Annotated in this window: 9 protein-coding genes; 4 read left to right on the plus strand and 5 right to left on the minus strand. The window is 73.2% G+C overall.

Going from position 1 to position 18,846, the window contains the following annotated elements; genetic code table 11:
- Positions 1 to 69: 69 nt before the first annotated feature.
- Positions 70 to 1,878: a flavin-containing monooxygenase gene (locus tag ABD987_RS11465; RefSeq protein ID WP_345390387.1), complete on the minus strand. Its 1,809-nt coding sequence runs from the start codon at positions 1,876 to 1,878 to the stop codon at positions 70 to 72.
- A 150-nt stretch (positions 1,879 to 2,028) separates the two neighbouring features.
- On the opposite strand from ABD987_RS11465, the gene ABD987_RS11470 reads away from it, so the two are divergent.
- Complete coding sequence (locus tag ABD987_RS11470) at positions 2,029 to 3,318, plus strand: sigma-54-dependent transcriptional regulator family protein (RefSeq protein ID WP_345390389.1); 1,290 nt, start codon at positions 2,029 to 2,031, stop codon at positions 3,316 to 3,318.
- On the opposite strand, the gene ABD987_RS11475 is transcribed toward ABD987_RS11470, so the two are convergent.
- Positions 3,284 to 4,183, minus strand: a complete 900-nt coding sequence (locus ABD987_RS11475) for a nitroreductase/quinone reductase family protein (RefSeq protein WP_345390392.1) — start codon at positions 4,181 to 4,183, stop codon at positions 3,284 to 3,286. The genes ABD987_RS11470 and ABD987_RS11475 overlap by 35 nt on opposite strands.
- 269 nt (positions 4,184 to 4,452) lie before the next feature.
- Between ABD987_RS11475 and ABD987_RS11480 the strand changes: the two genes are divergently transcribed.
- The 3 genes from ABD987_RS11480 (at position 4,453) to ABD987_RS11490 (ending at position 7,791) form a co-directional block, all read left to right on the plus strand.
- Entirely contained in the window at positions 4,453 to 5,292 is an 840-nt protein-coding gene (locus tag ABD987_RS11480) for a phosphotransferase family protein (protein WP_345390395.1), read from the plus strand.
- A gap of 171 nt (positions 5,293 to 5,463) precedes the next feature.
- Complete coding sequence (locus ABD987_RS11485; RefSeq protein WP_345390398.1) at positions 5,464 to 6,522, plus strand: S1 family peptidase; 1,059 nt, start codon at positions 5,464 to 5,466, stop codon at positions 6,520 to 6,522.
- Between the two features lie 69 nt (positions 6,523 to 6,591).
- Positions 6,592 to 7,791, plus strand: coding sequence for a helix-turn-helix domain-containing protein (locus tag ABD987_RS11490; RefSeq protein WP_345390401.1), 1,200 nt, complete (start codon positions 6,592 to 6,594; stop codon positions 7,789 to 7,791).
- Here ABD987_RS11490 and ABD987_RS11495 read toward each other — a convergent pair.
- From ABD987_RS11495 to ABD987_RS11505, 3 genes are all read right to left on the minus strand, one after another.
- Positions 7,786 to 10,035 (minus strand): ATP-binding protein, encoded by a 2,250-nt coding sequence (locus ABD987_RS11495; protein ID WP_345390404.1) that lies wholly within the window; start codon positions 10,033 to 10,035, stop codon positions 7,786 to 7,788. The genes ABD987_RS11490 and ABD987_RS11495 overlap by 6 nt on opposite strands.
- A 375-nt stretch (positions 10,036 to 10,410) precedes the next feature.
- A complete protein-coding gene (locus ABD987_RS11500; RefSeq protein WP_345390408.1) occupies positions 10,411 to 16,866 on the minus strand; it encodes a beta-ketoacyl synthase N-terminal-like domain-containing protein in 6,456 nt (2,151 codons plus the stop codon).
- The gene (locus tag ABD987_RS11505; RefSeq protein WP_345390411.1) at positions 16,863 to 18,593 is read right to left on the minus strand and encodes a fatty acyl-AMP ligase; all 1,731 of its coding nucleotides are present in this window, start codon (positions 18,591 to 18,593) and stop codon (positions 16,863 to 16,865) included. The genes ABD987_RS11500 and ABD987_RS11505 overlap by 4 nt, the downstream gene beginning before the upstream one ends.
- Positions 18,594 to 18,846: the final 253 nt, after the last annotated feature.

Here is an 18,846-nt window from a genome sequence, read left to right on the forward strand (position 1 = left end):
TCGGTGGGCAAGTTTTATCGGGTTCTGGCTCGCCGGGGTCATGCGGGCACCACGGGAGCGGAGACGCGCTCAGCTCAGGTGGTGGACCTCCTGCAGGCCGTAGACCGGGGTCGGGATGCCCTCGCTGCGTGCCTTGAGCTGCAACGCCAGGTACAGCGAGTAGTGCCGCGACTGGTGCAGGTTCCCGCCGTGGAACCACAGCCCGTCCTGCCGGGTCGGCTTCCACATGTTCCGCTGCTCACCCTCCCACGGCCCGGGGTCCTTCGTGGTGCCCGAGCCGAGGCCCCAGCACTTCCCGACCTTGTCCGCGACGTCCTGGCCGATCAGGTCGGCGGCCCAGCCGTTCATCGAGCCGTAGCCGGTGGCGTAGACGACGAGGTCCGCGGGCAGCTCGGTGCCGTCCTCCAGCACCACCGCGTGTTCGGTCAGCTCCCGCACGCCGCCGTGGGCCAGGTTGATGTCACCGTTCGCCACGAGCTCCGCCGCGCCGACGTCGATGTAGTAGCCGGAGCCGCGGCGCAGGTACTTCATGAACAGGCCGGAGCCGTCGTCACCCCAGTCGTGCCGGAAGCCCGCCTTCTCCAGCCGGTCGTAGAAGTCCGCGTCGCGCTCGGCGATCGCCCGGTACACCGGGATCTGGAACTCGGGCATGATCCGGTAGGGCAGCGAGGCGAAGGTGAGGTCCGCCTTCTGCGTGGTCACCCCGGCGGCCACCGCGCGCTGCGAATAGAGGTCCCCGAGCCCCAGCTCCATCAGCGAATCGGACTTCACCACATGCGTCGAGGACCGCTGCACCATGGTGACGTCCGCGCCCGCCTCCCACAGCGCGCCGCAGATGTCGTGCGCGGAGTTGTTGGAGCCGATCACCACCGCGCGTTTGCCCGCGTAGGCCTCCGGCCCCGGATGCGCGCTCGAATGGTGCTGGTCGCCGGCGAACCGGTCCTGCCCCGCGAAGGTGGGCAGGTTCGGCTTGCCGGACATCCCGGTGGCGAGCACGAGTTGCTGGGGGCGCAGGGTGACGCGCTCGCCCGCGCGGTCCACCTCGACCGTCCATTCCTTTGTGGACTCGTCGTAGGATGCGGACAGGCAGGTGGCCGACGTCCAGTACGGGATCTCCATCACCCGGGTGTACATCTCCAGCCAGTCCCCGATCTTGTCCTTCGGCGCGAAGACCGGCCAGGTGTCCGGGAAGGGCAGGTACGGCAGGTGGTCGTACCACACCGGGTCGTGCAGGCAGAGCGTCTTGTAGCGGTTGCGCCACGAGTCGCCCGCGCGGGGACTGCGTTCGAGCACCAGCGCGGGCACCCCGAGCTGACGCATCCGCGCGCCGAGTGCGATGCCGCCCTGTCCCCCGCCGACCACGACGACGTAGGGCTGCCGGGTGTAGCCGAGTTCGGCCTCCTCCGCCTCGCGCTGGTCCGTCCAGGTGCGCCGGTCCGGGTCCGCGCCGTGCGCGGCGCCCTTCGGCCGGTTGAACCCGCGCGGCTCCTCGTGCCCCTTCAGCTCGTGCATCGTGGTGAGGAACGTCCAGGCGCCCTCGTCCTTGAGCCGCAGATGACCGAGTCCGCGACCGGCCGCGGTCTCGAACTCGATCCACGCCGAGGTCACCCCGCCGTCCTCCTCGGGCGGTTCGGTGGTCCGGAATCCGGCCGGATCGATGCTCTCCAGCTGCGCGGTCAACATCGCGGCCACGCCCTCGCGGCCCTCGACCGTCTTGATGTTCCAGGTGAACGCGATCAGATCCCGCCAGAAGCTGTCGACGGCGAACATCCCGGTGGCCCTCGGCACGTCCCGCGCGGCCAGCGCGGCCTCGAACTCGCCGAGCCAGGTGTCGACCCGTTCCTGCGGTGTCAGCCTGCTTTCCACGGTCGCGGTCATCGCACTCCCTTTCGCCTCGTGTGACCCACAGCACAGCGAACGGCGAGCAGAGCGGCAAGGGTTGCGGCGCATTGCACGGCCCGGGCCTATGGCGCTCGTCATGCACCCGGAGTTATGGTCCAAGGCACCCCAGCGACGGAGCCGGTGATCGTGAGCGTCTTCCCAGCGATCGAGCAGGGTATGGACCTGCCGACCTACGCGCGCGCTCTGACCAGGACCTACGACGCCGTCCTCGGCGGTGCCCGGCCCGCGCTGCGGCCGAGGGAGCTCGTCGCCCGGTCATGGCGGCGCGTGCTCGCGCTGGGGCTCGACCCCGACGGGCGCAACGGCCGCGCCCCGCTGCCCTTCGACGAGGTCGAGCGGCTGCGCCGGGAGTCCCCGCTGCGGTTCGTCATCGACGAGATCAAACGGCTGATCTCCTCGGTCGCGGACGCCTCGCAGTTCCTGCTCGTGGTCACCGACGGCGACGGCGTCATCCTGTGGCGGGAGGGCGCGGCGAGCACGCGGCTGCGCGCGGACCGCCTCGGCTTCGTCGACGGCGTGGTGTGGACCGAGGCGGCGGTGGGCACCAACGCCATCGGCACCGCGATCGCGGAGGCGGCGCCGGTCCAGCTGTTCTCCGCCGAGCACTTCGAGCAGCCACAGCATCCCTGGTACTGCACGGCGGCGCCGATCCACGACCCGCGCACCGGCGAGCTGCTCGGCGTCGTCGACGTCAGTGGTCCGGCACTGACCCTGCATCCCACCATCGGCGCGCTCATCGAGACCGCGGTCCGCCTCGCCGAGCTGATGCTGTGGCGGCATCACCAGCACGAGCTGGAACAGCTGCGCACCGCGGCCGCGCCGTGGCTGGCCGGGGTGAACGGGCCGCTGCTGCTGGTGGACGAGCACGGCTGGGTGGCGCACAGCGCGGGCATCGCGGCCAGGGACCGGGTCACACGGCCGCGGGGCGACCGCGCGATCACCGTGCCTGGTCTCGGGCTGTGCCTGCCCGAACCCGTCGCGGGCGGCTGGCTGGTCCGGCCGAACAGCACCGACACCGCGGTGCGGCTACTGCTCGACCTGTCCGGGCCGCCGCGCATCGAGGTGAGCGGGAGCGGGACGCCGTGGCGCAGCCCGCTGACCGTCCGGCACGCCGAGATCCTCCTGCTGCTGCACCACGCCGGTCCGGCCGGGCTGACCGCGGCGGCGCTGAGCAGGGCACTCTACGGCGACGCCGACCACGTGATCACCGCGCGGGCCGAGGTGTCCCGGCTGCGCAAGCTCCTCGGCACGGTGGTCGACACCCGCCCGTACCGGGTGGCGAGCGGTGTCGACCTGCGGCTGGACCTCGGCGACGCCGGGCGGCCCGCCGACTGCCCGTTCGTCCGGGACTCGACGGCGCCCGGCGTGCGCGCCATGGCGGTCAGGGGATTTCGGGCGCCGGGCCCAGCGCGTTGAGGGCGGTCACGATCGACCGTTCCTCGTAGGCGAAATGGGCCTCCAGCTCGGCGGCCAGCCGGTCGAGTTCCTCGCGCAACCGGACCGGATCGCTCTCGCCGGGGACGTACTCCTCGACGAGCACGCGGATCCGTTCCTGCGCGCGGGCGACCACCACGTGCTCCGCAGCGAGCTTCTCCAGCACCGGCGCGAGCGAGGGGAACCGGGCGGCCAGCATCGGGAACGCGCCCGCGTCCTCACCGTGGTGATGCTGTTTCAGCGCCCCGCAGAAGCTCAGGCAGTGCGCACGCAGTTCCCGGCCGAGATCGGCGGTCCTGATGAGCGCCTCACCTTCGCCCGCCCGGCGGCGCAGCTCGGCGAGTTCGGCGCGCAGCCAGTCGTGCGCCTCGACGACGAAGTCCCCCATGCCACGCACCCGGTCGGCGCCCCCGTCCACGCGGTGCAGCGTGACCACCGGGATCGGCCGCGTGGTTTTCGCCTGGTACTCCCCGAAACCCGGCTCGATCGCGACCACCTCGGCGAACAGCGCGTCGCGCGCGGGCCCGGCCGGGATCGCGGCGATCGCCTCGAACGTCTCGGTGCCGGTCTCCACGGTCACCATCGCGTTCTTCCGGATGTTGTGGTACCAGGCGGGATTCCGGGGCGCGCCCATCGCGGAGGCGACGATCACCTTCTGCCCCTTGACGTCCACATAGGACAACGGGACGGTGCGGGGCAGCCCGCTGCGTGCCCCGGTGGTGGTCACCAGCGCCAGCGAGGCCTCGTCGCCGAACATCGCGACCTTCCCGGCGTTGGCGCGGAATTCGGCGATGACCCGGCGCTGGAAGGCGCCGACGTCGAAGTGCTCGTACTGTTCCTCGGTCATGAAGTCCTTTTCGGATCGATGAAAGATCGCAGGAGGGACACCCGGGAACGGACACGGAAAAGCCCCGCGGCCGACACGCGCGAAGGAACGGCGGACACGGGAAATACCCGTGCCGTTCACCAGGGTGACTGTGCGGCGTTCGCCGCAAAGAAGACCGCTACCTCCATGCGTAGGCCCATACGGGGCGCGGGAAAAAGCTAGCACGGGCTTCGCCGGGCCCGCAAACCCGTTCGCGTCCGGGGTGCGCGCGATGCCATGATCGAGAGGCCATGACCTCATCCGATCTCGTGCGGCGCCTGCTCCGCCACGTGCTGCCCGGCGAACCGCCGATCCGCCGCGTCGACGAGGGCGGCGACCACGACACCTGGTGGGTCGGTACCGGCCACGTGCTGCGCCTGGCGCGCGACCCGGCCGGATCCGCGGGGCAGCGCCGGGAAATCGCGCTGCGCGAAGCGATCCGCCCGTACCTCACGGTCGCCGTGCCGCGCAGCGTCGCCGTCGGCGAGTGGGCCCCTGGGCTCGGTTTCACGCTCGACACAAGGCTTTCCGGGGTGTCGGCGGAACGTCAGTCGGTTTCCCCGGCCGGGGAACGGGATCTGGCGGACCTGCTGACCGGCCTGCGCGCGGTTCCCTTGGCCACACTCGACCTTCCGGCGGCACCGGCGCGTTCCCTGCCCGCCCTCGTCGACGAGGCGGCGCACGCGGCGGCCCGGCTCGGCGGGGACCACGCCGCGCTCGCGCACCGGCTCACCGGGCCCGTTCCCGCGGCGGGCCCGGCGACAGTGCTGCACCACGACCTCAAAGGCGAACACCTCCTGGTGACCGGGTCGGGCCGGATCGGCGGCGTTCTCGATTGGACGGACGCGGTCCTGGGCGATCCGGCCGAGGACATCGCCGGGCTCGTCATCTCCGTGGGCGCGAACGCGGCCCTGCGCGTGGCACGGCTCGCGGGGGACGCGACGGGACCGCGGGCACTGCTGCTGGCCCGCTGCGACACCCTGATCCGGCTCGCGGACCGCGTCCACGGCAGCGACGACAGCCCCCTGCCGTTGCTGCGCGCGCAACTGGCCCGTGCCTGGGAAACCGTGCCGGAGGACCAAGGCGGGTAAGGAAACCGGGTGGGCGAACGAGGTTTCGCACGTAGTGCGAAACCTGCCGGAGGTTCGCGACTTTCGTGGGTGGAGCGGTATTTCGTGAAACCGTAACCTGGTCGTCGCGCGCTTTTTCGCTTGTCCGCACCGGTGTGTCATCGCTCGAATCCCCAGAGGACGGAGATGACCATGTCCACAGCACGTATCCGCAGGCGGACCAGACGAGGGATCGTCGTCTGTGCCGCCGCGGGACTCGTCACCGGCGTGGTGCTCGCCGCACCCGGCCCGGCCGCGGCGAGTTCCCTCGACGCCCGCGGCGCCACCGCGCTGTCCGCCAAGGTCACGACCGCACTCGGTGACCGGACCGTCGGTTCGTACTACGACAGCGCGAGTTCGCGGCTGTTCGTCACCGTCACCGACGCCGCCGGTGCCGACCAGGTCCGCGCGGCGGGCGCGGTGCCGAAGTTCGTCGACTACCGCGCCTCGGAGCTGGCCGCCGTGACGGGCGAACTCGACCGCTCGGCCCGGATCCCCGGCACGGCGTGGCGCGTCGACCCTCGCTCCGGGCACGTCCTGGTGACCGCCGACTCGACGGTGGCCGGTGCCGACCTGGCGAAGCTGACCGGCGTGGTCGACGGCTTCGGGGCCAAGGCCCAGCTGAAGCGGACCGCGGGCAAGCTGCGGCCGCTGATCAGCGGCGGCGACGCGATCTGGGGCCAGGGCCTGCGGTGCTCACTGGGCTTCAACGTGCACGACAGCAGCGGCAACCCCGCGCTGCTGACCGCGGGGCACTGCGGCGTGGCGACCAACGACTGGTGGGCCGACCAGGGCAACTCCCAGCACATCGCCCGCACCCAGGACGCCAGCTTCCCCGGCCACGACTACTCGTGGGCCTCCTACGAGTCCGGCGTCGACACGCCGAGCTCGGTCAACGACGGTACGCAGATCACCGGCGCCGGCGAGGCCACCGTGGGTGAGAACGTGACCCGCAGCGGTTCCACCACCGGGGTCCACTCCGGTTCGGTCACCGCGCTGAACGCCACGGTGAACTACGAGGAGGGCACCGTCACCGGCCTCATCGACACCACCGTCTGCGCCGAACCCGGCGACAGCGGCGGCTCGCTGTACGACAACTCCACCGCACTCGGCCTCACCTCCGGGGGCAGCGGTGACTGCAACTCGGGCGGCGAGACGTTCTTCCAGCCGGTCCCGGCGGCGCTTTCCGCCTACGGGCTGACCCTGCCCTGACGGAATACGTAGCGTTTCTCCGTAGATCTACCGATGAGGTTCCGCCGCCGGGCGGGCACGCTGCATGACGTGAAAAACGCGGAGCGTGTCCACGACCGAGGCGTCGACCACGGTGGCGCGGTGCTGCCGCCCACCGTGGTCGACGCGCTGCGGGCCCAGGCGGGCACGCTGGCCCGCGCCATCGTCGAGGGCGTCCGGCGATCGGTCCCCGAGTACTCAAACGTCCTCGACGGGCCGCTCGGGAGGGTGTTCACCGCCGCGGTCGAAACCCTGCTGGTCCGCTGCCTCGACGCGCGCACCCGGCCGGGCGCCGGCAAGGAGTCGGCCGAGTTGCTGCGCGACCTCGGCCGAGCCGAGTTCGCCCGCGGTCACTCGCCGCGGGCGTTGCGGGCCGCCTGTCAGGTCGGCGGCCAGATCGCCTGGCGCTGTCTTTCCGACCATGCCCGGCACCAGGGCCTGAGCGCCGAAACCCTGTCCCGCTGCGCGGAGACGATCTCGCTGCACGTGCGCATGCTGTCCACCTGGGCCGAGGAGGGGCACGCCACGGCCGAGGCCGCCGCGACCACTCCCCGGATCCGGCTGCTCCGCCTGGCGGTGACCGCGCCGCCGGTCGGCGGGCCGGACCTCGCCGAGGCCGCCGCGGCGGCGGGCTGGCCACTGCCCGAGCGGGTCACCGTGGTCGCGCTCCAGCCACCGGCGGACGCGGATTCCTTGTCCCCCAACGCTTTCGGCGAGTCGGTACTCGCCGACCTCGACGCGCCCGAGCCCGCGCTGCTGATGGCCGAGGACCGGCTCGACACCGCCGAACTCGTCGCCGCGCTGCCCGGCTGGCGGATCGCCGTCGCTCCCCCGGCGGCCCCCCGCGCGGTGGCCGCGGCCTACCGGGCCGCCCGGCGGGCCCTCGACCTCGCCGGCCGCGGGCTGCTCCCCGCGCAGCCGCTCATCGACTGCGCGGACCACCTCCGCACGCTGCTGCTCCTCGCCGACGACGCGCTGCTCGGCCGGCTCGCCGAGCGGCACCTCGCCCCGCTGGACGGGCTCGGCGAGCGGGAACGCACCGCGCGGCTGGTGACACTGGCCGCGTGGCTCGCGGCCAGGGGGAACCTCGCCGAGGCGGCCCGGCGGCTCGGCGTCCACCCGCAGACGCTGCGGCACCGCGTCACGAAGCTCGACGGCCCGCTCACCGCCGCCCTCTCCCGGCCAGGGGACCGGTTCGAGCTGGAGATCGCGGTCCGCGCCGAGCTGCTCCGGCTGGGCAAGGCGTCATGAACGGCGGGAGACCACCCAGACGGCGATCTGGGCGCGGCTGGTGAACCCCAGTTTGGTCAGGATGTGATCGACGTGGGTCTCGGCGGTGCGGCGGGCAATCACCAGCTTCTCGGCGATTTCGCGGTTCGTCATGCCTTCCGCCACCAGCTCGGCGACCTGGCTCTCCCGTTTGGTGAGCACCGCGGTCCCCTCGGGCCGGGTTTCCTCCGGCGGCCCGGTGTCGAGCACGTAGGCCACCGCCTCGTCCACCGACAGCGCGGTCCCGCGCAGGAACTCCTGCGCCGCGTCTTCGAGCCCGAGTTCCGCGGTCACCAGCTGGATGTCGCGCTGCATCGGCTCCTCGAACGCCGCGTAGGTGTTCAGCGAGGCCCCGACCGACCGCCAGATCTCCGCGGCGGCGCCGAACATCCTGGCCGCCGGGCGCGGCTGCCCGGTGTGCGCGGCGCAGCCCGCCATGACGGTCAGCGCGAAGGCGACGAGCGTCCGGTCGCCGCCTGGCTGCAGGCGCAGCAGCTCCAGCCCCGCCGCGGCCGAGGCCGCCATGTCCCCGTGCAGGTACTCGGCGGCGCTGAGCGACCACAGCGCCCAGCACCGCCAGGACACCTCACCGCGTGCGGCGTAGCGCTCGACGCACTCCGTCAGCACGCGACGGCCCTGGTCCCGGGCGCCGGTCAGGCTCACCGCGAGGCCGTGGTTGTAGGTCGACCACAGTTCCGCGGCCTCGTCGCCCTGTTCGCGGAACCGCGCCGCGGCGGCGCCGAACAACGCCGCCGCGCACTCGCTCCGGTTGTCGATCAGCAGGGAGTAGGCGCGGACGTGGTCGACGTAGGCGAGCGCCTTCGCGTCCCCGGTGCGTCCGGCGATCTCGGCGGCCCTGGTCAGCGCGTCCTCGAACGCGTCGCGGTCGACCTGGATCAGCGCGAGGAAGGCGTACATCCACAGCGCCGCCGCCCGTCCCGGCGCGTCCGGCGGCGCGACGTCGAGGAGCTTGCCCAGCCACATCCGGCCTTCGGTGTTGAGGCTGCGGACCCAGAACTCCTTGATCTCGTACACCATCCGCAGTCCGGCGACCGCCTCCTCGGCGTCTCCAGCGCAGAAGTCCAGCGCGGCCCGCAGGTTGGCGTGCTCCTGCCGGAGCCGGGCGACCCAGGCGACCTGCTCGCCGCCGAACCAGCCCGCCGCGAACCGCCCGGTCAGCTCCAGGCACCAGTCGCGGTGCCGTCGCCGCCACCGCGCGAGGTCGTCCTCCGCGCGCAGCCGGTCCTCGCCGTACTGCCGGACGGTCTGGAGCATCCGGTACCGCGCGACGCCCCGCTCCTCCTCGCGCAGCAGCAGGGACTTGTCGATCAGCCCGTCGATCACGTCGAGTACCGCGGCCCGGTCCAGCCCGTCCCCCGAACACACGTCCTCGGCCGCGTCGAGGTCGAAACTCCCGGAGAACACCGACGCCCGCGACCAGAACAGCCGCTCCCGCTCGGTGCACAGCTCGTGGCTCCAGTCGATCAGCGCCCGCAGGGTCTCGTGCCTGCTCGGGCCGCCCTTGAAACCCCTGGTCAGCAACGTGAACCGGTGATCGAGCCGATCGGCGAGCTGCCGCACCGACAGCGACCGCAGCCGGACCGCGGCCAGCTCGATCGCCAGCGGCAGGCCGTCCAGCGCCCGGCACAGCCGGGCCAGGTCCTCCGCGTTGTCCGGGGTGACCGCGAACGAGGGCACCACCGCCGTCGCGCGGTCCGCGAACAACCGGAGCGCGTCGTACCGTTCGGCTTCCACCGGCTCCCCGGCGGGCGGGACGGCCAGCGGCGGCACCGGCAGCACCCGTTCCCCCTCGACACCGAGCGACTGCCTGCTCGTGGCCAGCACCACCACGTCCGGGCAGGATCGCAGCAGCGCGTCGGCCAGCCTGCCGCACGCCTCGACCAGATGCTCGCAGTTGTCCAGCACCAGCAGCAACCGCCGGTCGCGCAGCTGGTCCACCACCAGGTCGACGGGCGGACCGGCGGACCGGTCGCCGAGGCCCAGCCGGTCGGCGACCATGCTGACCAGCAGCTGCGGCTCGCCCAGTTCGGCGAGCCCGACGAACACCACGCCGTCGGGGAACGACCCGCGCGCGCCCGCGGCCACCCGCTGGGCCAACCGGGTCTTGCCCACCCCGCCCGGCCCGGTGAGGGTGACCAGCGACGCCGCCCCGAGCAGCCGCGCCGCCTCGGCGAGCTCGGCATGGCGGCCCACGTACGTGGTCACCTCCACCAGCGGGGAATCGTTTGCCCCAGGTTCGTCTCCAGCACGCAGCACGTGTCCCATCACCACCCAGCCGCTAGGCAGAGGATCATTCTGGTCCAACTGGACCACCCCCGCCCGGGTTACTCCGTTTTCACCACATCGAGTGGATCGCTGTGATGTGCGGCACTGTGCTGTGAAGGACCCCTACCTGCGCTGACCCGTCGCGGATAGGCGTGGTCGAGCGCCCCAATGTGGCATTGGGTGCGCTCAACGCACCGAACGCCACATTGGGGCGCATGGGCCGCACACCTTCCCGACATTGAGGTTTCCCCTGTGAAGGCCCCCTTACCGGAGCTCAGCGCCGGTAAGGGGGCCTTCACGGCATTGGGGAGGCCGTCAGGACCGCCGCCGGGCGACGACGGGGCGTTGCCGGGCAGCGGCGCTCTCCAGCGCGCCGGTCAGGTGAGCCGCGATGACCTCGACGTTCGGCGGGTCGAGCACGGACAGGTGATGCCCGGGGACAGTGACCACCTCCAGGTCACCGCACACCGCGTCCCAGCCGCGCGCCGGGTCGGTCCGGTCGAACCGCGGATCCCGCAGCCCGCCGGGCACCGGCTCGGCGGCGCTGTAGAACACCGTCCGGCCCGGATACGCCGACGGCCGGTAGCGCTCCAGCAGCCGCGCGTCGAGGAACGAGCTCCGCTGGTGCGCCAGGATCGCGCCGCTCACCCGGGAGTCGATGACCCCGGCGGCGAGGATCGTCTCGATGAGCAGGTCCGCCTGACCCTCGTCGTCGAGCCGGGCCAGCTCGGCGTAGGGCAGATCGACCGGACGCCCGTAGCTGGTCCGCAGGAACTCGCCGAACCGCTCGAACCTGCGCTCCAGTTCGTCCACTTCGGACAGTCCGGTTTCCGGGGGCAGCGGCAAGATCGGATCGACCATGGCCAGCAGCTCGACCCGTTCGCCCGCCGCGGTCAGCCGCTGCGCCGCCTCGAAGGCCAGGAACCCGCCGAACGACCAGCCCGCGAGCCGGTACGGGCCGAACGGCTGCACGCTGCGCAACCTCGGCAGATAGGCCTCGACGCGGTCCTCCACGGTGCCGGTTCCGTCGACACGGTCGAAGCCGTACGCGGGCACGTCGCCCGGCAGCAGGTCCACGAGCTGGCGGAACACCGCGGTGTCCCCGCCGCCGGGGTGGAAGAAGAACACCGGCGCTTCGGTGCCACCCTCGCGCAGGACCCGGACCGGGCCGGTCTGTGCGAGGGCGTCCCGCACGAGGTCGGCCATCAGCTCCGGTGTCGGCCGCTCGAACAGCTCCGCGCGGTCCAGCGGGCGCCCGGTGCGCTCGCTCAACAGCTCGGTGACCCGCTCGGCCGCGGCGGCGTCCCCGCCGAAGCCCTGCGTGACCCCGACCGGCTCGCCCAGTACCTCCGCCCACACGGACACGACGAGCCGCTCCGCCGCGTCGCGCGGGGGCACCCGCACCGGCGCGTGCCGCCGCTGCTCGGGCAGCGCCGCGCCCGCGACGCCGAGTTCGCCGAACAGCCATTCCCGCAGGTCGGCCAGCGTCGCGCCGCGCAGCAGCAACGACACCGGTGGCACGGCCCCGAAGTCGTGCTGGAGACCGTTGCCGATGCGGACCGCGAGCAGGGAGTCGACGCCGAGGCCGGTGAGCGGCACGTCGTCGGCCAGCCCGCCGGGTTCCATGCCCATCACCGACGCGATCCGCGCCCGCAGTTGCTCCCCGGCGAGTGCCCGGATCTCGGCGGGCGCACGATCCCGCACGGCATCGAGGCCCGGCCAGCCCGTCGACGGTGCCGGCGCGGCGGCGTGCCCGGCGAGCAGCTCACCGAAGAACGGCACCGTGACCAGGTCGGGGAACGCCGCGGCGAGCCGGGCGGCGTTCAGCCGCAGCGCGCCGAAAGCGCCGCCGCCGGTGGAGAGGACCTCCTCGATCAGCCCGAGCCCCTCGTCCGGGCCGATCGGGGTCAGCCAGGGCACCTCCAGTCCGGCGGCGGCGCCGACCTCGGCCCAGGTCCCCCAGTTGATCGTGGCCCCTGGGAGGCCACGCGCGCGTCGCGCGGCGACGACGGCGTCCAGATAGGCGTTCGCGGAGGCGTACGCCGGCTGCCCCGGCAGACCGTGCAGCGCGGCCGCCGAGGAGAACCCGAGCCACCAGTCCAGCCCGGAGTCCACAGTGGCCTCGTGCAGCCGCCAGGCGCCGAACGCCTTGGGCAGCCAGGACTTTCGCAGTGTACCATCGTCCACAAGCGACACCGTGCGATCGTCGAAGACGGCGGCCGCGTGCACCACACCGCGGACGACGGCGTCCTGGCCCGCCGCCGCGAGCAGGCGTTCGGCGACCCCGGGTTCGGCGACGTCCCCGAGCACGACCTCGATCCGGGTGCCCGCCGCGGTCAGCTCCTCGATCACCGCCCGCGCCGCCGGTCCCGGCGCCGACCGTCCATTGAGGACAATCTTGGCGGCGCCGCGCGCGGCCAGCCGCGCGGCGAGCGTCAGGCCAAGCCCGCCGAGCCCGCCGGTGACCACGTAGCCACCGTCCGGGCGCACCACGGGTTCGGCCGCGGTGGACAGCGAAGCCGGTGCGAGCCGCGCGACGTACCGCTGCTCGCCGCGCCAGGCCACCTCGTCCTCGTTCGCCTGTCCGGCGAGCTCGGCGAGCAGCGCTTCGGCGGTGTCGACATCGAGCCAGGTCGCGCACAGGGCCGGGTGCTCGAACGCGGCGACCCGCACCAGCCCGCGCACCGCGGCGAGGCCGGGCCTGCCGGGCTCCCCCGGTTCGACCGCGGCCGCCGACGAGGTCACCAGCCACAGCCGGGGTGTCTCGCCGGAGCCGGCGAGGGCACGGATGGCCTCGACCGCCTCGCCGATCGCCCGCAGCCCGGCCTCCGGCGTCTCGGCGGCCTCGTCGTCCAGCAGCACGACGAGGTGATCCGCGCCCGCGCCCTCGGCGACGCCCTCCACCTGGCTCGCCTCGATGCCCGCCTCGGTGAGGACGCGCATCACCTCGTCCGCCCGCGCGCCGCCGCCGAGCAGCGCCACCGGGCCGCTCGGCCACCGCTCGACACGCTCGGCAGGACGCCACTCGTGGGCAAGGAGACTTTCCTTCAACGGCACGGACTTCCGCGACAGCCGCCGCGCGAACACGTCGGCGATCTCCAGCACGACGTGCCCGTCGGCGTCCAGCAGCCGCAGCCCGCCGAGCACGCCACCGGCGCCCGGCTCCGGCGCGTCCACCGACACCTGGCCGGTCACCGCGGCGCGTGGGTCGCCGAAGACCCGCACCCGGCCGAACTCCATCGGCAGGTACGCGTCCCCGGACTCCACAGTGGACAGTGCGGCGGCGAAGGTCTGCAACCCGGCGTCGAGCACCACCGGGTGCACGAAGAACCCGGCCGAGGGCACGCCGTCGGGTGCCGCCACGGTCGCGGTCGCGCACCACTCGCCGGTGCTGACGTCGAGCACCCCGTTGAAGGCGGGCCCGTAGTCGACGCCGAGCGAGCGCAGCCGGTGATACAGCTCGGCGGGCGCCAGCGGCGTTTCCGGCTCGCATCCGGGTTCCGGGGCGGGCCCGGCCTCGGCGGCTTCGGCCACGGTCACGCCGCAGTGCAGGATCCAGCCGTCCTCGCCGCGGGTGTGCACGGCCAGCCGCCCGTCGGCGGCGGTGAACGTCGTGGTGACCCGCGTGTGCGCGGTGAGCGGCAACGGCGCGTGCAGGGTGAGGCCCCGCAGTTCCAGCAGCTCCGGCGGGCGCCCGAGCGCGGTCGACGCCGCGGTGTAGGCCATCTCGACGTAGCAGGCGCCGGCCAGGATCGCGGTGCCGTCGACGCGGTGATCGGCCAGCCACGGCCGGTGCTCGGTGCCGAGATCCGCCTGCCACAGGTGGGTGTCGGCGTCGGGCAGTTCGACGTGCACGCCGAGCAGCGGGTGGGTGCCCGCCACCTCCGGCCGGGCGAGTTTCGGCGCCCAGTGCTCGCGGTGCTGCCACGGCGTGGTCGGCGGGTCGAGCAGCCGTCCCGCGGTCCGCGGCCGCCGGTCGCCCGCCGCGAGCGCGGCGCCGAGGTTGAGGTGGAACTGGCGGCGTTCGTCCTCGTCCCGGCGCAGCGTGCCGAGCACCGTCACTGGGCGCTCGCCCGCGGTTTCCGCGATCGCATGCCGCAGCACCGGATGCGGCGAGATCTCGACGAACGTGCCGAAGCCGTCGCCGATCGCCTGCTCGATCGCCTGGGTGAACCGGACCGGGTTGCGCGCGTTGGCCGTCCAGTAGTCCGCGTCGAAGCGCGGCTCGCCCGATTCGACGGCCGTGCGGTACACCGGGACCGCCGGTTCGCGGGCGACGACACCGGCGAGCGCGGCACCGAGTTCCGGGAGCACCGGGGCGATGATCCGGGAGTGGCTGGCGACGTCGACGTTGACCGCCTTGGCCAGCAGCCCGCGCCGCCCGACCGTTTCGACGAGCGACGCGATCTGGTCCGGGGCACCGGAAACGACCGTCTGGCCCGGCGCGTTGTACACCGCGAGGTCGACGTCCGGGTAGTAGCGCAGGAGGTCGGCGACCTCCTCGGCGGGCAGTTCCAGCAGGGCCATCGCGCCCTCGCCCGCGGTGGTGGCCAGCAGCCTGGACCGGCGCACCGCGACGCGCGCGCCGTCGGCGAGGGAGATCGCCCCGGCCACGACCGCGGCGGCGACCTCGCCGACCGAATGCCCGATCACCGCGGCGGGTTCGGCGCCGTAATGCCGCCACAGCCCGGCGAGCGCGACCTGGATCCCGAACAGCACCGGTTGCAGTTCGGCGAATCCGACCGGTTCGACGCCGGATTCCAGCACGCCCCGGATCGACCGGCCCTCGGCCCGCATCGCCACGTCGACCTCGTCGATCGCGGCGGCGAACGCGGGCTCGTCGGCCAGCAGCCGCCGTCCCATGCCCGCCCACTGCGACCCCTGCCCGGAGAACACCCAGACCGGGCCCGCCTGCTCGGCCCGTCCGGCGGCGACGCCGGGCACGGTGACGCCCGCGACGAACGCGCGCAGGCCGGACACCAGCTCGTCGTGATCGCCCGCCGTCACCACGACGCGGTGCCGTCCGCCCGCGCGACGCGCGAGCGAATGCTCCACATCGGACAGTGGCAGCCGCCCGGAGTCGCTCAGCCAGTCGGCCAGCCGCCCGGCCGCCACGCGCAGGCGCTCCGGGGACGGCGCGGCGAGCAGGTACTGCCCCGGCCGCCCGGACGCCGGTTCCTCGTGCGGCACCACGGGTGCCTGCTCGGCGACGACGTGCGCGTTGGTGCCGCCGAAGCCGAACCCGGAGATCCCGGCGCGCGCGACGCGACCCTGTCCCGGCCACGGCTGCTGCTCGGCGACCACCGACAGCCGCAGGTCCTCGAACGGGATGTGCGGGTTCGGCTCGGTGAAGTGCAGGCTCGCCGGGATGCGGCGGTTCGCCAGCGCCAGCACGACCTTGATCAGGCCGGCGATCCCGGCGGCGGCTTCGAGGTGGCCGAGGTTCGACTTGACCGAACCGAGCAGCAGCGGCCGGTCGGCCGGGCGTCCCTCGCCGAGCACCGCGCCGAGCGCGCCCGCCTCGATCGGGTCCCCGAGCAGGGTCCCGGTGCCGTGCGCCTCCACGTAGTCCACTTCGGACGGTTCGATCCCCGAGGCGGCGCAGGCGGCACGCAGCAGCGCCTGCTGGGCGGCCGGGTTCGGGGCGGTGAGGCCGTTGGAGCGGCCGTCGGAGTTCACCGCCGAACCACGCAGCACCGCCAGCACGCGGTCGCCGTCGCGCTGGGCCCTGCTCAGCGGCTTGAGCACCACCACACCGGCGCCCTCGGCCCGCGCGATGCCGTCGGCGGAGGCGTCGAACGGCTTGCACAGCCCGTCGGCGGAGGTGATCCCCATCTGGTCGAAGTTGGCGGTGACCCCGGGGCTGAGCAGCAGGTTCGCCCCGGCCGCGAGCGCGACCTCGCTTTCGCCCGCGCGCAGGCTCTGGATCGCCAGGTGCACCGCGACCAGCGAGGACGAGCACGCGCTGTCGACCGCGACGCTCGGGCCACGCAGGTCGAGCACGTAGGAGAGCCGGTTCGCCGCGATGCTCAGCGCGGAACCGGTGCCGCTCCAGGCGTCGATCCGGCTGACGTCGCCGAAGGTGAGCTGGCCGTATTCGTTGCCGCTGATCCCGACGAAGACCCCGGCCGGGCTGCCGCGCAGGCGTTCCGGCGCGATCCCGGCGTGTTCCAGAGCCTCCCAGGCGACCTCCAGCAGCAGCCGCTGCTGCGGGTCCATGGCGCTCGCCTCACGCGGGGTGATGCCGAAGAACTCGGCGTCGAACGCGGAAACCGAGTCGAGGAAGCCGCCCCAGCGGGTGGTGCGGGCCAGTGCCTCGGCCTGCTCCGGCGAGTCGTGGCCGAACTGCTCCCACCGGCCGTCCGGGACCTTCGAGATCGCGCTTTCCGCGGCCATCAGCAGCCGCCACAGCTCGTCGGGCCCGCGCACGCCGCCGGGCAGGCGGCAGCCGACGCCGATCACCGCGATCGGCTCGGCGGCGTCCGGACGCCGGTCCTCGCCCGCCGACGCGCTCGACGAGATCGACGTCTCGCCCTCGGTCCCCGGCACCAGCGCGGCGGCCAGCGCGGTGATCGTGGGGTGCTGCCACAGCAGCTGCGTCGGCAGCTCCCGGTCCAGTTCGTCCTCCAGCTCCCCGACGAGCGCGACCGCGTCACGCGAGGTCAGGCCGTATTCCCGCAGCGGGCGGTCGGCGTCCACTTCGGACACCGGAAGGCCGCAGATCCCGGCGAGCCGTTCCGCCAGCCAACGGCGCAGCTGTGCTCTGGTCACGCGATTTCTCCCTTCAGGTAACGGGCACGGGTGGCCGAGCGGGCGATCTTGCCGCTCGAGGTACGCAGCACGGTGCCCGGCCGGACGAGGACGAACCCGTGCAGCCGCAGGTCGTGGTGCTTGGCGACGGCCGCGCGCACCGCGCGTTCGACCTCGCCCGCGTCGAGTTCCCCGGCGGCCACGTGGTTCGAGTACTCGGCGACCACCACCGGGGCCTCGCGGCCCTCGTGGGTCACGCTGAACACCGCGAGCCGGTCGCGCCGCAGCACCGGGTGCGCCTCCTGCGCGGTGGCCTCGATGTCCTGCGGGTAGTGGTTCTTGCCGTCGATGATGATCAGGTCCTTGAGCCGCCCGGTGATGTACAGCTCGCCGTCGACGTACACGCCGAGATCGCCGGTCCGCAGCCAGCCCGTCTCCGGGTCCGCGCCCTTCAGGCGCCCGTCGAAGGTCTCCGCGGAGCGTTCCGGCTGCCGCCAGTAGCCGTCCGCGACGTTCGCGCCGTGGATCCAGATCTCCCCGACCGCGCCGTCGTCCCTCGGCGCCCCGGTGGCCGGGTCGGCGATCCGCACCCGCTGGCCGAACGGCACCCCGGCGGAGACGAGGCGGAGCGCGCGGTCGTCGTCCTCGGCGACCGGGACCGCCCGTCCCGCACCGAGTTCGGCGCGGTCCAGGACGAGCACTCGCGGCGGGCGCGGCGGTGTGGTGCTGACGAACACCGTCGCCTCGGCGAGCCCGTAGGAGGGGCGGTGGGCCTCGGCGCGGAAGCCGAGCGGACCGGCGGCGGCCAGGAACCCCGCGATGGTCTCCGCGCGGACCGGTTCGCTGCCGTTGATCGCCGAGCGCACACCCGACAGGTCGAGTTCCGCCGCACCGTCGCTTTTGGACAGTTTCGCGGCGGTGTACTCGAAGGCGAAGTTGGGCGCGGCGGTGATCACGTCCGGACGTCCGCTCATCAGCTTCAGCCAGCGCACCGGGCGCCGGGTGAACGCGAACGGCGTGGTGAAGACCGAGTGCGCGCCGGTGTGCGCGGGCAGCGCGACGAGCTGGATCAGGCCCATGTCGTGGAAGAACGGCAACCAGCCCGCGCAGGTGCTGTCCTCGCCGACGCCGAAGGCCGCCACCACCTGGCGGACGTTCGTGGCCAGCGCCCGGTGGGTGATCACCGCGCCCGCCGGGCGCCGGGTCGAGCCCGAGGTGTACTGGAGGTAGGCGGGCCGGTCCGGTTCGACGGCGACCGGCTCGAACCCGTCGGCGAGCGCGTCGTCCACAGTGTCCACTGCCAGCAGTTGTTTGGGCCGGGGCACCGGATGCCCGTTCATCAGTGCCTCGATGTCGGCCAGCGCCGAGGCGGAGGTGAGCCAGACCTCGGGGTCGCTGTCGGCCAGCGCGCCGACGAGCCGTTCCCCGTGCGCGCTCACCTCGGGCGCGAACAGCGGCACCGCGATCACGCCCGCGTACAGCGCGCCGAAGAAGCCGGCGACGTAGTCCAGGTTCTGGGGGCACAGCACGGCGACCCGCTCGCCGGGCTTGGTGACCTGGCTCAGCCGCGCGGCGACGGCGCGGGCGCGCCGGTCCAGCTCCGCCCAGCTCAGCGTCGTCGCCACGCCGTCCCGGTCGTCGCGGTAGTCGACGAAGGTGAAGGCGGGCCGGTCGGAGTCCCGGCGCGCGGCCAGTGTGGCGGTCAGTGGGCTGAAACCGGCCACGAAATCGATTTCCTGGTTGGACATGACGCTCCCACCTCGATCGTTCTTCGAATCCGTCCGGCACGGGCCGGACGGGCGGGCTTTTCTGACGTGAAAGCGGCGAACCGAGCGCGGCGGTCCCGACTACACGCCGATCGGCTCACTGCCTGGGTGCAAGCGACGTTGCAAGGCGGCTCGGACGCTACCGTCCGCACTTTTGCCTACGCAAGAGCGTGACCATTGTGAGCCCAGCCACCCGAACCGGGAAATGCGTCTCCCGCAGCGGAGAACGCGGGAT

This window comes from Amycolatopsis samaneae (genome assembly GCF_039541975.1).
Classification (GTDB): domain Bacteria; phylum Actinomycetota; class Actinomycetes; order Mycobacteriales; family Pseudonocardiaceae; genus Amycolatopsis; species Amycolatopsis samaneae.